Genomic DNA, 13401 nt, shown 5'->3' with positions numbered 1-13401 from the left:
ATATCTTGTAGTGGTAGAGTACAGGGAGTATCAGATAACTGTCGACGAAGAACGGGTTAAAAACCCGTTCTTCTTTCGTGTAGAGGGGAAACATGAACAAGGCCGTTTATGAGGAAAAGACGGAGCAGCTCCTTCTCCCGATTACAGAGGCCGGAGGCTATGAGCTGGTCGATGTAGAGTTTGTGAAGGAAGGCGGCAGCTGGTATCTGCGCGGTTACATCGACAAGTCTGGCGGAGTGACGGTGGATGACTGCGAGCGTGTAAGCCGGTCACTGGAGGCTGAGCTGGACAGAGAGGATTTCATCGCAGAGCCCTATATCCTGGAGATTTCCTCTCCCGGACTCGGCAGACCGCTGAAAAAGGAAAAGGATTTTGTGAGAAACAAGGGGAAGGACGTCGAAATCAGACTGTTCCGTCCGCAGGAGCACGAGAAAAACTGGGAGGGAACCCTTTCAGACTGGGATGCACATACGATTACACTGCTGACGGATCAGGGGACAGCCTCTGAACGGGACGTTACTTTCAGCAGGGAGAATATTGCCCTGATCAGAGAAGCATTTGACTGGTAATCCGGGAGGTTAAGGGAAAAAACTATGAACGACGAATTATTCGATTCCTTGCAGTTACTTGAGAAGGAAAAGGGCATCAAGGCGGAAGTGCTGATGGATGCGATCAAATCCTCTCTGACAATCGCCTGCGAGAAGAACTTCAAACGGCAGGGACTGACGAATGTCTCTGTCCGGATGGACCCGGTCAAACGCACACTCGGTGTCTACCTTGACAAGACGGTCGTGGAAGATGTCGAGGATCCACTGACACAGATCTCTCTTGGCGACGCGCAGATGCGGAATGGAAAGTACCAGCTTGGAGATATTGTCCCGGAGGAAGTCAATTCCCGCGGGTTCAACCGCATCGCGGTCAAGAGCGCAAAGGACGTCATCATGCAGCAGGTGCGCGAGGCTGAGCGCATGAGCCTGTATGCGGATTACTTTGACAAGGAGAATAAGGTCATCACCGGAAAAGTTCAGCGCTATGTCGGTCGCAACGTGATCATCAATCTGGGCAAGGTCGATGCGATGCTGACGGAAAGTGAGATGATCCACGGGGAGACATTTTATCCGAATGAGCGGGTCAAGGTTTATATCGTTCGTGTAGAGAACGGAACCAAGGGACCGAGAATCGTGCTTTCCAGAAAGTCTCCGAACTTTGTGCGCGCACTCTTCGAGGAGGAGGTTGCGGAGGTCGCGGACGGAACGGTCGAGATCAAGGCGATTGCGCGCGAGGCTGGATCCCGCTCGAAGATGGCTGTCTGGTCCAATGTTGACAACGTGGATGCTGTCGGTGCCTGCGTCGGTCAGAACGGAAGCCGGGTGGCCGCCGTCGTCGACGAACTCGGCGGAGAGAAGATCGATATTGTCGCGTGGGATGAAAACCCGGCGTACTTTATCGAGAACGCCCTCAGCCCTGCGAAGGTTGTCACCGTTCTGGTTGACGAGGACGAGCGCTCCGCGAAGGTTGTCGTCCCGGATTACCAGCTTTCTCTTGCAATCGGCAAGGAAGGTCAGAATGCAAGACTGACCGCAAGACTGACCGGCTTCAAGATCGATATCAAGTCTGAGACGCAGGCAATCGAGTCCGGTGAGCTTGAGGAGTTCCAGAACGAGTACTATGACGATGAGAACGGAGACTATGCCGAGGAGGATGACGGCTCCTACGGCGAGGATTCAGACGATCTTTACAACGATGCGGCTTCTGCCGACGCGGCGGCGCTTTACAACGATGCGATGTACGACGATTCTGACTCGGCTGATGACCGTTCTTTCGGACAGGATATGCCGGCTGAGGACGAGACGCAGGATGAGAACGGTGTCGGTGACCCGGGGAACGGCGAGGCTTAAGTGACGGCTGCTGAAGACTCCGGCTGAAGGCCTTCGGCTGCAGGATACCGGGGAGACGATGATCGGATTCCGGAACAGGGGGAATATGGCACAGGTCAGAAAACAGCCGCTCCGTAAGTGTGCGGGATGCGGACTTATGAAAGAGAAAAAAGAGCTGGTTCGGATCGTAAAAACAGAAGCCGGCACAGTTCGGATCGATCAGACCGGAAGGCTGAACGGACGGGGCGTCTATCTCTGCCGGGATGCCGGATGTCTGCAGAAGGCGCGGAAAAGCCGGGCCCTTGAGCGGAGCCTGAAGTGTGCCGTCCCGCCTGATGTCTATGACGAAATCGGGAGGCAGATGGATGGCGGATAATGAAAAAAGGCTTTTATCCTATCTGGGTCTTGCGAAAAGAGCCGGAAAGGTTGTCTCCGGGGAATTTCAGACGGAGGAAGCCATCAGAAAAGGGAAAGCAGAGCTGGTGCTGGTTGCCGGTGACGCTTCTGACAATACAAAGAAAAAATTTCGGAATATGTGTGACTGGCATCATGCCCGGATGGTCGTCTGTTCCGACAGGGCGGCGCTGGGGCTGAGCATCGGCTGCAGTGACCGGGCATGTCTGGCGCTGACGGATACCGGTTTTGCGGCAGTCATCGAGAAAACCCTGGGGACAGGTGCCGACAGGGAGCGGAGGTATTGAATTGGGAAATATCAGAGTACATGAACTTGCAAAATCGCTTGGAGTGGAGACTTCAAAGGTTCTCTCGACACTGAAAGCCATGGGCGTGAAAGCAACGAACATGAGCGGGGTCGATGAGGAGACCTGCGCGAAGATCCGCAGAAAGCTTTCGCCTTCCGCTCAGCCTTCTTCAGACGGAGAGCAGAAGCCCGGGCAGGAATCCCGTCAGGAGGCCGCTCCGAAGAAGAAACGTATTGTCGCAGTCTTCCGGCCGCAGAATTCGAGAAGCGGCATGATGAAGGGAAGATCCGGTGCGGCGGACAGCCAGCGGGACCATGCTGCCCGGCCTCACAGAAAGCCTGAGCAGACGACGCCCGCTTCTGAGAAGGGGACCGGGAATGCGCAGCGCAGGTCGGTATCTCCCGTGCGCAGCGGGGCAGCAAAGCCGGCAGCCGGACGTGCCGGTGCCGTCAGAAAACCGGAGACGCCGAAGCCGAGGGTACATTTCCGCGGCGCGCTGACCGGATCGACAACAGCAGAGGATCTTCTGAAGGAAGGCGGAAGTTCCATCGCTGCCCAGCAGGCGCGGGCTCAGATGAAGGCGGACGAGCGTCCGCTCAGCGAATCTGCAACCAGAAAGCCTGAGGAGGAAGCGCGCATCGCGGCTCAGAAGGCACGCGAGGAAGCCGCTGCAAAGGCAGCGGAAGAGGCCGCTAGAAAGGCGGCTGAGGCAGAGGCCGTCCGTGCCGCTGCGGAGGCTGCAAGAAAAGCGGATGAGGAGCGGGCAAGAGCTGAAGCCGAAAAACAGAAGGCCGCAGAGCCTGTGCGCAGAGCCGGTCAGGGCAGCCGTGACGCCGGTGCCGGACAGGGCAGGAGTACAGCACAGCGTGCCCGGCAGGGACAGTCCTTTGGCAGTGACAGAAGGGATGCCTCCGGCAGGACTTCTGCCCGGCAGGGCTCCTCTTCCCAGCGCAGGGATGGATCGCCGGCAGCCGGACGGAGCGACAGAAGCTCGTCCAGACCGTCCGGACAGGGAACCGGATCAAGAGGCGGCTTTTCACAAAGAGGAGCAGCAGCGCCGGGATCTGGACGCTCTGATGCGCCGGGAAAGAGCTTCGGCGGCAGAAAAGGCACGGATAAGAAAGCCGCATTTGACAGCAAGAACAATGAGCGGCAGAGAAGTGCCCGCGGTAAGAACGATCGTGACAAGTCAAAGGACAAGTACAATCGCTTTGACCAGGATGACAGGGTTGTCACTTCCAGGAAGAAAAAGGATCCGAACCGCGCCGGCGCATTCCACAAGCCGGAGCCGGTTGCAGCCGTGCAGGAAGAACAGATCAAGACCATCACGCTGCCGGATGTTCTCACACTTCGCGATCTTGCCGACAAGATGAAGCTTCAGCCATCCGCACTGATCAAGAAGCTTTTCCTGCAGGGAAAAATGGTGACGCTGAACCAGGAGCTGACATACGAGGAAGCAGAGAATATCGCGATGGATTACGACATTCTGTGCGAGCATGAGGAGAAGAAGGATCTGATTGCCGAACTTCTGAAGGATACAGAGGATCCGGAAGATTCGCTTGTCTCCCGTCCGCCGGTTGTCTGCGTGATGGGACATGTCGATCACGGTAAAACGTCCCTTCTGGACGCGATCCGCAACACACATGTCACCGACCGCGAGGCGGGCGGCATCACCCAGCACATTGGTGCGTCTGTCATTGATTACAACGGGCGCAAGATCACCTTCCTCGACACGCCGGGACATGAAGCCTTCACGGCTATGCGTATGAGAGGCGCGAACTCTACCGATATCGCAGTCCTTGTCGTTGCCGCGGATGACGGTGTCATGCCGCAGACAATCGAGGCAATCAATCATGCGAAGGCGGCTGGCATCGAGATTATCGTGGCGATCAACAAGATTGACAAACCGAGTGCCAACATTGATCGCGTCAAGCAGGAGCTGACCGAGTACGGTCTGATCGCCGAGGACTGGGGCGGCAGCACGACCATGGTGCCGGTCTCCGCCAAGACGCATGAGGGAATTGACAACCTTCTGGAGATGATCCTCCTGACGGCAGATGTTCTTGAGCTCAAGGCGAATCCGAACCGCCGGGCACGAGGCCTCATCATCGAGGCAAAGCTTGACAAGGGAAGAGGACCTGTGGCATCCGTTCTTGTACAGAAGGGTGTTCTCCATGTCGGCGATCCGGTTGCGGCCGGATCCAGCTTCGGCAAAGTCAGAGGCATGGTGGATTCCAGAGGAAGAGAAATCAAGGAAGCAGGCCCCGGTTTTCCGGCAGAGATCATCGGATTCTCAAGTGTCCCGCAGGCAGGCGAGATCCTTGTCTCCCCGGAGACAGAGAAGGAGGCAAAGTCATTTGCAGAGACCTTCATCTCCGTGGAACGCGAGAAGATGCTCGCGGAGACAAAGTCCAGAATGTCGCTTGACGACCTCTTCAGCCAGATTCAGGAGGGCAGCCTGAAGGAGCTGAACCTGATTGTCAAGGCAGATGTTCAGGGTTCCGTCGAAGCCCTGAAGCAGAGCCTGCTGAAGCTGTCAAACGACGAGGTGGTCGTCAAGATTATTCATAGCGGTGTCGGTGCCATCAACGAGTCCGATGTCACGCTGGCCGGCGCATCGAATGCCATCATCATCGGCTTCAATGTCAGACCGGATGCGCTTGCAAAGTCGACTGCAGAGAGAGAGGGCGTCGAGGTCAAACTGTACAGAGTCATTTATGATGCGATCAATGATGTTGAGAACGCGATGAAGGGTATGCTCGAACCGGTTTACGAGGAGCAGGTGACAGGTCATGTCGAGGTTCGCCAGATCTTCAAAGCTTCAGGCATCGGCAATATTGCCGGATCGTATGTCCTGGACGGCATCGTGGAGCGTGGAAGCAAGGCCCGGATCACCCGGGAAGGCAAACAGATCTTCGATGGCGAGATTGCGTCCCTGAAGCGTTTCAAGGACGATGTCAAGTCTGTCAAGGCAGGATATGAGTGCGGTCTTGTCTTTGAGGATTTCAACGAAATCGCCGAGGGCGACCAGGTTGAGGTCTACAAGATGGTCGAGGTTCCGCGCGATAAGATTGAGGCAAAAAAGGCCGCTGATAAGAAGGCTGCCGTAAAGAAGCAGTCCTGAGCAGTCACGCGAAAGAACAGACAGAAAATGAGAAAAAACAGTATCAAGAATATCAGAATCAATGAAGAATACCGCCGTGAGATGCAGGCCATCATTCAGCGTGAGATCAAGGATCCGCGCGTGCACCCGATGACCAGCGTCACGGGGGTCGAGGTTGCTCCAGACTTGAAAACCTGCAAGGCTTATATATCCGTTCTTGGCGATGCGGATGCGCTGAAGGAGACCATCAAGGGACTCCGGGCAGCCGAAGGCTTCATCCGGCATGAGCTGGCACGGACAGTGAACCTGAGGAATACGCCTGAAATCCGATTCATTGCGGATGATTCCATTGCGTACGGTGTCAGCATGTCGAAAAAGATCGACGACGTCATCCGGCATGACGATGAAGCCCGTGAGATGACAGGGCGAGTATTTGAAGGCTTTGAGGATGAGACAGACAGTTTCGGCATCAGGACGGATAAAGACAACGGGGGAGGGGCAGATCTATGATCAATCTGGATGAGCAGCTGAAGAACGTACGCACGGCCGCCATTGCCGGGCATGTGCGTCCGGACGGAGATGCATTCGGGAGCTGCATGGGGATGTACCTGTTTCTCCGGACGTATTATCCGCAGATTGATGCCCATGTCTACCTGGAGGGCAATTTCTCAGACGCGTTCCGCTTCGTTGCGCATACAGATGAGATCATCACCAGTTATCCGGAGATCGAACCGGTTGACCTGTTCATATCGCTCGATGTCTCGGCTCCTGACAGGTTTGGAAGCGCTCTGCCGTATTTCAATGCGGCAAAGCGCACGCTTGTGATCGATCATCATATCAGCAATCCTCTTTTCGGAGCCGTCAATGAAGTTCAGCCGGATTCCAGCTCGACAAGTGAGCTGGTCACCCTCCTGATCGGCAAAGACCGCCTGACAAAGGAGATCGCCGAACCCCTGTATCTGGGGGTGATCAACGACTCCGGCGTCTTCCGCTATTCCTGCACAAGCAGCCGGACGATGGAAATTGCAGGCTGGCTGATGGATACCGGGATTGATTTTTCTAAAATATGCGATGTTGCCTTTTATCAGAAGACCTACGCACAGACGCATGTGATCGGAAAGGCGCTCAGCGAGAGCATGCTGATGCTGGACGGAAAGGTAATCTTTTCCGTCATCCACCAGAAGGAAATGGATTTCTATGGGGTCGGTCCCCAGGACCTATCGCCGATCTCGTCTATTTTGAGAGAGACGGAAGGCGTGGAGGTTGCCATCTTCCTCTACGAAAGCGGAATCCGGGAGTTCAAGGTCAGCATGCGTTCGAACGGAAAGGTTGACGTGGCAAAGATCGCCCTGTTCTTCCAGGGCGGCGGGCATGTCAATGCCGCCGGCTGCACGATGAACGGCGGTGTTCATGATGTCGTGAACAATATCGTCGCAAAGGTGGCGGAGCAGCTCCACATGCTTTCCGCCGGCACAGAGGAGACAGCATCCTGATGTGGAACGGACTTTTGAATGTCTACAAGGAAGCCGGCTATACGAGTAACGATGTTGTTGCCAGACTGCGCGGCATCCTGAGGCAGAAAAAGATCGGTCATACCGGGACACTGGATCCTGCTGCCGTCGGCGTTCTTCCGGTGCTCCTCGGAACAGCCTGCAGACTTTCTGAATATCTGACGGACCACGATAAAACCTATCGGGCTGTTCTCAGACTGGGGGTCACGACTGACACGCAGGACATGACCGGAACGGTTCTGAATGAAGCCGGTCAGGCGCAGCTTAAGGTACTGTCTGAGCACGAGATCGCTCAGGCTGCCCTTTTTTTCCAGGGCGGATACGATCAGGTGCCGCCGATGTATTCCGCCAAACAGATCGGCGGAAAAAGGCTGTATGACCTGGCCAGGGAAGGAAAGGTCGTCGAGCGAAAGCCGGTTCACGTTGAAATACCGAAGATTGAGATTGAAGAGATTTCTCTTCCTCTTGTGACCTTGAAGATTGACTGTTCCAAAGGCACTTACATCCGGACCCTGTGTGCGGATATTGGAGAACGGCTTGGCGTCGGCGGCGCGATGGAACATCTCGAGCGACTCCGCGTCGGCGGTTTCTTTATAGGCGACAGCCTTTCGCTAGGGCGAATCGAGGCACTTTCCAAATCCGGAGAGCTTGCCCCGTATGTCATTCCATGCGAGGAGATGTTTCTGGACTGTCTGAGGGTCCGGACAATTCCCGAGGCAGACCGGAAGCTTCTGAACGGCAATGAGCTGACGATGAGAGAGCTTGGCCTTCCGCCGCGCGGTGGCGGGGACATGATCCGCGTCTGTGATTCTGCCGGGACATTTTACGCCCTGTACAGACAGACGCCGTCAGCCGGAACCTATCGTCCCTACAGAATGCTCCGGCCGCCTGAAGAATGAGCGAAAATAGCATGTTGATTTATCACGGAATACATGAATTTCAAAGTGCATGTCTGTCAGGCGATATACTGCTGCATTCAAGTGCGGTTACGCTCGGCAAATTCGACGGGGTTCACAGAGGTCACCAGAAGCTTTTGTCAGAGGTGCTCCGCCGGCAGCAGGAAGGTCTTACCGGTATCATGTTTGCCATTGATTCAGGCGGGCAGCAGATTCTGACAGAGCAGGAGCGGGCGTCATATGTTGCATCGCTTGGAATGGATGTTCTGATTGAATGTCCGTTCTCAAAGGAACTGATGACGATGCAGGCGGAGGCTTTCATCGGCCGCGTGCTGAAGGAAATCCTGCATGCAGCTGTCCTGGTTGTCGGGTCGGATTTCCGCTTCGGATACGGCAGGGCCGGAAGCGCGCAGATGCTGCTGGACCGGCAGAAGCAGTACGGCTATCGCGCAGTCATCGAGACGAAGGAATGCTATCAGGGTAGAGAGATCAGCTCTACAAGGATCCGGTCGGCCCTGAAAGCGGGAGATATGGATCTCACAGAAGCGCTTCTGGGGCGGCCTTATCCGGTTTCCGGCAGGGTTGTTCATGGCAGACACCTCGGTTCGACGATCGGCTTCCCGACCGTCAACATCCTGCCGTCGGCGCGCAAGCTTCTCCCGCCTGATGGAGTCTATGCAACGGTCACGGAGCTTCAGGACGGAAGATGCGTCCCGGGCGTCACCAACATCGGCACGAATCCGACCATCTCGGATGGAAATGACCGCACGGTTGAAACCTACCTTCTGGACTTCTCAGAGGATCTGTACGGAACCGATCTTCAGACAAGATTCTACCACAGGATCCGGGGTGAAGAGGTGTTCTCCTCGCTCGAGGAGCTGACGGCGCAGATGAAGGAGGATGCCGGGAAGGGACTCCATTTCCTTTCAAGACGCGGCGTCCTTCCGAAAACTTGACGCGTCTTCATAATGATGTTACACTGCACAAGTGTGTTTTGAACCGGTACTCAGGATCCCGCCGCCTCCGGCGAATCCCGTGTATCTGGTGATACGACTGGATCAGCCGGACGTTTTCTGACGGGACGGTGTGATTCAGATGACTGTGCCGGGGACCCGGCACGCCTATTATTAGTCTCAGGAGGACTGACTCATGATTACGAAGGAAAAGAAGACAGAGCTGATCAACAAGTATGGCCGCAAGGAAGGTGACACCGGTTCGCCGGAGGTTCAGGTTGCAATCCTGACCGAGCGGATCGCTGAGCTCACTGAGCATCTGAAGGCCAATCCGAAGGATCACGCTTCCAGAAGAGGTCTGTTCAAGATGGTAGGACAGAGAAGAGGACTTCTTGCTTATCTTGCAAAGAAGGATATCAATGCTTACCGTGAACTGATCGCAAAGCTCGGAATCCGCAAGTAATGAGGCATCTGCAGAGCACCCTGGACTGGTTCCGGGGTGCTTTGTGTGTAATTGAAGACGCGATTTTCATCATGCCGAGGCAACTGCAAGACTGATCTGAGTGAAAGCATGCGTTCTGTGCTGAGTGGGATTATGCCCTGCTGTCTGATGGCAGACACGGCAGGTCATGCTTGCAGTTGATTCGGGGATGGGGTCGCATGTACAAAGGAGTTTCAAGATGAAAAAAGGCAGAAGGTATTCCATGGAACTGGCCGGCCGCACGCTCAGCGTCGATGTCGGCAGGGTCGCGGCCCAGGCGAATGGTGCTGCATTCATGCACTACGGCGACACGACGGTTCTCTCGACAGCAACAGCTTCCGACGCACCGAGAGAAGGCATCGATTTCTTCCCGCTCTCCGTGGAGTTTGAGGAGAAGGCTTACGCAGTCGGCAAGATTCCGGGTGGTTTCAACAAAAGAGAGGGCAAGGCGAGTGAGAACTCTGTTCTGACCGCGCGCGTCATTGACCGTCCGATGCGCCCGCTCTTCCCGAAGGATTTCCGCAACGATGTAACCCTGAATAACCTGGTCATGTCGGTCGATCCGGAGTGCCGTCCGGAGCTTGTCGCCATGCTCGGCAGCTCCATTGCGACCTGCATCTCCGATATTCCGTTCGACGGACCCTGTGCGATGACCCAGGTTGGCATGATCGACGGGGAGTTCATCATCAATCCGTCCCAGAAGCAGTGGGATGAGGGCGATCTGCAGCTGACAGTCGCATCCACCTCGACGAAGGTCATCATGATCGAGGCAGGCGCAAAGGAGATTCCGGAAGCCAGGATGATCGAGGCCATCTACAAGGCGCACGATGTCAATCAGGAAATCATTCGTTTCATCAATGAGATCGTTGCGGCTGAGGGCAAGCAGAAGTTCACCTATCAGAGCTATGCAGTCCCGGAGGAGGTCTTTGCTGCGCTCAAGGAGCTTGTTCCGCAGGAGGAGATGGAACAGGCTGTCTTCACAGACGAAAAGCAGCAGCGTGAGGCAAACATCGCTGTTCTGACAGACCGGGTGAAGGAAGCATGGGCAGAGAAGGAAGATTATCTTGCATACCTTGCGGACGCCATGTATCAGTATGAGAAGAAGACAGTCCGGAAGATGATTCTGAAGGATCACAAGAGACCGGACGGAAGAAAGATCGATCAGATCCGGCCGTTGTCAGCCGAGATTGACCTGATTCCCCGGGTTCATGGAAGTGCAATGTTCACCCGCGGACAGACGCAGATCTGTACCGTCACAACCCTTGCACCGCTCTCCGAAGTTCAGAAGATTGAGGGGCTAGATCCGAATATCACAGAGAAGCGGTATATTCACCAGTATAACTTCCCATCCTACTCTGTCGGTGAGACAAAGCCGTCCAGAGGCCCGGGACGCCGTGAGATCGGGCATGGCGCGCTCGCTGAGAGAGCGCTTCTGCCGGTGATTCCGTCCAAGGAAGATTTCCCGTACGCGATCCGATGCGTCTCCGAAACCTTCGAGTCGAACGGCTCCACCTCTCAGGCATCCATTTGTGCGTCTACGATGTCCCTGATGGCTGCTGGCGTTCCGATTAAGAAGCAGGTTGCCGGCATTTCCTGCGGACTTGTAACCGGAGATACCGATGATGATTACATCGTCCTGACCGATATTCAGGGACTTGAGGACTTCTTTGGGGATATGGACTTCAAGGTCGCAGGCACGCATGACGGCATCACGGCGATCCAGATGGATATCAAGATCCACGGTCTGACCCGTCCGATTGTTGAGGAAGCGATTGCGCGCACGAAGCAGGCAAGGGAGTATATCCTCAATGAGATTATGACTCCGTGCATCGCTGAGCCGAGACCGGAGGTCTCGAAGTACGCGCCGAAGATCGAGCAGATCCAGATTGATCCGAACAAGATCGGTGATGTTGTTGGTCAGCGCGGAAAGACCATCAATGAGATCATCGCCAGAACAGGCGCCAAGATCGATATCGATGATGACGGCAATGTATCTGTGTCGAGCGATGACAAGAATGCGATTGCGAGCGCCATCAATATGATCCGGATCATCACGACCGACTTCGAGGAGGGTCAGATCCTTCAGGGGACTGTTGTGTCGATCAAGGACTTCGGCGCATTCATCGAGTTCGCTCCCGGCAAGGAAGGCATGGTCCACATCTCCAAGATCGCAAAGCATAGAATCGACCATGTTGAGGATGTGCTGACGCTCGGTGACAAGGTGACGGTTGTCTGCCTCGGAAAAGACAAGATGGGCAGACTTTCCTTCTCCATGAAGGATGTCAAACAGGGACCTTATCAGTCTGCGTGACACAGTCTGAACTGCCTGGAAAGTTCCGAAAATCCTGGTGAAAACAGCACCGGCAATAAACATTGTAATAAACAGAAGAATGTGAATGTTCAGAACCCCCACCCGGCTTGAGAAAACCGGGCGGGGGCTTCTATATGTGAAGGTGACCATTCATCATCGAGTGAGGAGCACGAGATGACAGTGGAATGCCGCATCGGGCAGAAGAAAACGACATCCTGTTTGTTTTTTGGATACTTTTGATATATCCGTAATAATTAAAGCAATCAGCCGATATTCACAAAATCATTTCTTGATCTGCCCGATCTGCTGTATTATAATAACTGAAGTTTCATTTCAGGAGAAATGGACTGGTTGATTCATTGTCCAGGAGGAGGGTTTATCATGAAAAAGAGAACACTGGCCGCGCTCTCTGCGGTTCTCATGGCAGGCAGCTGTGTCGCTGCCCCTGCGGCTTTTGCCGGGGAGACAGAGGCCGCATCCGGAAAAACCTTTGAAGTCGGCATTGTCAAGTATGTCGACGACGCATCCCTCAATCAGATTGAGGCGAGCATTGAAAAGCAGCTCGATAAAAAATCTGCCGAGCTCGGCGTGACATTCCACTACACGGAGTATGACGGGCAGGCGGATTCCACGACACTGAACCAGTTTGCTTCAAAGCTTGTCGATGAGAAAGTGGACTGCATCGTTCCGATCGCGACACCGGCAGCCGTCATCATGCAGTCGGCGACTGAGGACACAGGGATTCCGGTTGTCTTCTCAGCTGTCACAGACCCTGAGACAGCCGGACTTGTCAAGAGCAATGACGCTCCGGGAGCGAATGTGACAGGAACCTCCGACGCTCTGGACACAGAGGCTGTCTTCAAGCTGATGCAGGCGGCAAACCCGAATCTGAAGAAGGTCGGCCTCCTCTACAACAAGTCTGAAGATGCCTCGAAGAAAGCAATCGAGGAGGCAAAGGCTTACTGTGACAAGAATGGTCTGGAGTATGTCGAGAAGACCGGCACAACAGCAGACGAGATCATTCAGGCGGCCCAGGCGCTGATCGGAGAGGGCGTTGAGGCGGCATTTACCCCGACCGACAACACTGTCATGACCGCGGAGCTTTCGATCTACGAAGACTTCATCGACGCGAAGATTCCGCAGTACTGCGGCGCTGACTCCTTTGCCCTGAATGGTGCGTTCTGCGGATACGGCGTCAACTACGCGGAGCTTGGCACGGAGACGGCAAACATGGTTTCAGACATTCTCGCCGGCGGCGCTGACCCAGCAACGACTCCTGTCCGGACACTGAACAACGGAATCGCGACCGTCAACACGGAGACCGCAGAGGCGATCGGCATCGACTACAGCATGTTCAAGGATATGTGTGAGAAGGTTGTCGAGACAAAGACTGCGAAGGAATTCTCCGACCAGACGGAGGCAGCGACAGAGGCAGAGAGCTGAAGCATCCCGCCCGGACGGAGGAGGCGGCTGCGGGCTGATGCCGCCTTATCCTTAACTTGCCAGATCGGTCTGTTTTCAGTACAATAGGCGTCGGGGACGCTTCCCCGGCACAACAACTCAAACAA

General features: G+C 55.1%; 12 protein-coding genes. All 12 read left to right on the top strand.

What is annotated here, in order from left to right:
- Positions 1-92: 92 nt before the first annotated feature.
- The 12 genes from rimP (at position 93) to FYJ35_RS07295 (ending at position 13276) form a co-directional block, all read left to right on the top strand.
- The gene (gene rimP / locus FYJ35_RS07350) at positions 93-569 is read left to right on the top strand and encodes a ribosome maturation factor RimP (RefSeq protein ID WP_154525088.1); all 477 of its coding nucleotides are present in this window, start codon (positions 93-95) and stop codon (positions 567-569) included.
- 24 nt (positions 570-593) lie between these two features.
- Complete coding sequence (gene nusA / locus FYJ35_RS07345) at positions 594-1898, top strand: transcription termination factor NusA (protein WP_154525086.1); 1305 nt, start codon at positions 594-596, stop codon at positions 1896-1898.
- Between the two features lie 58 nt (positions 1899-1956).
- Complete coding sequence (gene rnpM, locus FYJ35_RS07340) at positions 1957-2253, top strand: RNase P modulator RnpM (protein ID WP_328597059.1); 297 nt, start codon at positions 1957-1959, stop codon at positions 2251-2253.
- Positions 2243-2578: a L7Ae/L30e/S12e/Gadd45 family ribosomal protein gene (locus FYJ35_RS07335; RefSeq protein ID WP_154525082.1), complete on the top strand. Its 336-nt coding sequence runs from the start codon at positions 2243-2245 to the stop codon at positions 2576-2578. The genes rnpM and FYJ35_RS07335 overlap by 11 nt, the downstream gene beginning before the upstream one ends.
- A 1-nt stretch (position 2579) precedes the next feature.
- Positions 2580-5702, top strand: a complete 3123-nt coding sequence (infB, locus tag FYJ35_RS07330; protein WP_154525080.1) for a translation initiation factor IF-2 — start codon at positions 2580-2582, stop codon at positions 5700-5702.
- A gap of 27 nt (positions 5703-5729) precedes the next feature.
- The gene (gene rbfA / locus FYJ35_RS07325) at positions 5730-6191 is read left to right on the top strand and encodes a 30S ribosome-binding factor RbfA (RefSeq protein WP_154525078.1); all 462 of its coding nucleotides are present in this window, start codon (positions 5730-5732) and stop codon (positions 6189-6191) included.
- Positions 6188-7174 (top strand): DHH family phosphoesterase, encoded by a 987-nt coding sequence (locus FYJ35_RS07320; RefSeq protein ID WP_154525076.1) that lies wholly within the window; start codon positions 6188-6190, stop codon positions 7172-7174. Before rbfA ends, FYJ35_RS07320 begins: the two co-directional genes overlap by 4 nt.
- Positions 7174-8091 (top strand): tRNA pseudouridine(55) synthase TruB, encoded by a 918-nt coding sequence (truB, locus tag FYJ35_RS07315; RefSeq protein ID WP_154525074.1) that lies wholly within the window; start codon positions 7174-7176, stop codon positions 8089-8091. Before FYJ35_RS07320 ends, truB begins: the two co-directional genes overlap by 1 nt.
- Positions 8088-9044, top strand: coding sequence for a bifunctional riboflavin kinase/FAD synthetase (locus FYJ35_RS07310; protein WP_154525072.1), 957 nt, complete (start codon positions 8088-8090; stop codon positions 9042-9044). The genes truB and FYJ35_RS07310 overlap by 4 nt, the downstream gene beginning before the upstream one ends.
- 193 nt (positions 9045-9237) lie before the next feature.
- Positions 9238-9504 carry a 30S ribosomal protein S15 gene (rpsO, locus tag FYJ35_RS07305; protein ID WP_154525070.1) on the top strand — a complete coding sequence of 89 codons (267 nt, stop codon included), beginning with the start codon at positions 9238-9240 and terminating at the stop codon, positions 9502-9504.
- A gap of 217 nt (positions 9505-9721) precedes the next feature.
- The gene (locus FYJ35_RS07300; protein ID WP_154525068.1) at positions 9722-11833 is read left to right on the top strand and encodes a polyribonucleotide nucleotidyltransferase; all 2112 of its coding nucleotides are present in this window, start codon (positions 9722-9724) and stop codon (positions 11831-11833) included.
- A gap of 381 nt (positions 11834-12214) precedes the next feature.
- On the top strand, positions 12215-13276 hold the full coding sequence (locus FYJ35_RS07295; protein WP_154525066.1) for an ABC transporter substrate-binding protein: 1062 nt from the start codon (positions 12215-12217) through the stop codon (positions 13274-13276).
- Positions 13277-13401 lie beyond the last annotated feature (125 nt).

This window comes from Porcincola intestinalis, from assembly GCF_009696445.1.
Lineage (GTDB): Bacteria > Bacillota > Clostridia > Lachnospirales > Lachnospiraceae > Porcincola > Porcincola intestinalis.
This window is presented reverse-complemented; position numbering and strand designations above follow the sequence as displayed.

Bases quoted from the DNA above. Each gene is read 5' to 3' on its own strand.
- rimP (WP_154525088.1), top strand. From the start codon at position 93: ATGAACAAGGCCGTTTATGAGGAAAAGACGGAGCAGCTCCTTCTCCCG.
- nusA (WP_154525086.1), top strand. From the start codon at position 594: ATGAACGACGAATTATTCGATTCCTTGCAGTTACTTGAGAAGGAAAAG.
- rnpM (WP_328597059.1), top strand. From the start codon at position 1,957: ATGATCGGATTCCGGAACAGGGGGAATATGGCACAGGTCAGAAAACAG.
- FYJ35_RS07335 (WP_154525082.1), top strand. From the start codon at position 2,243: ATGGCGGATAATGAAAAAAGGCTTTTATCCTATCTGGGTCTTGCGAAA.
- rbfA (WP_154525078.1), top strand. From the start codon at position 5,730: ATGAGAAAAAACAGTATCAAGAATATCAGAATCAATGAAGAATACCGC.
- FYJ35_RS07320 (WP_154525076.1), top strand. From the start codon at position 6,188: ATGATCAATCTGGATGAGCAGCTGAAGAACGTACGCACGGCCGCCATT.
- truB (WP_154525074.1), top strand. From the start codon at position 7,174: ATGTGGAACGGACTTTTGAATGTCTACAAGGAAGCCGGCTATACGAGT.
- FYJ35_RS07310 (WP_154525072.1), top strand. From the start codon at position 8,088: ATGAGCGAAAATAGCATGTTGATTTATCACGGAATACATGAATTTCAA.
- rpsO (WP_154525070.1), top strand. From the start codon at position 9,238: ATGATTACGAAGGAAAAGAAGACAGAGCTGATCAACAAGTATGGCCGC.
- FYJ35_RS07300 (WP_154525068.1), top strand. From the start codon at position 9,722: ATGAAAAAAGGCAGAAGGTATTCCATGGAACTGGCCGGCCGCACGCTC.
- FYJ35_RS07295 (WP_154525066.1), top strand. From the start codon at position 12,215: ATGAAAAAGAGAACACTGGCCGCGCTCTCTGCGGTTCTCATGGCAGGC.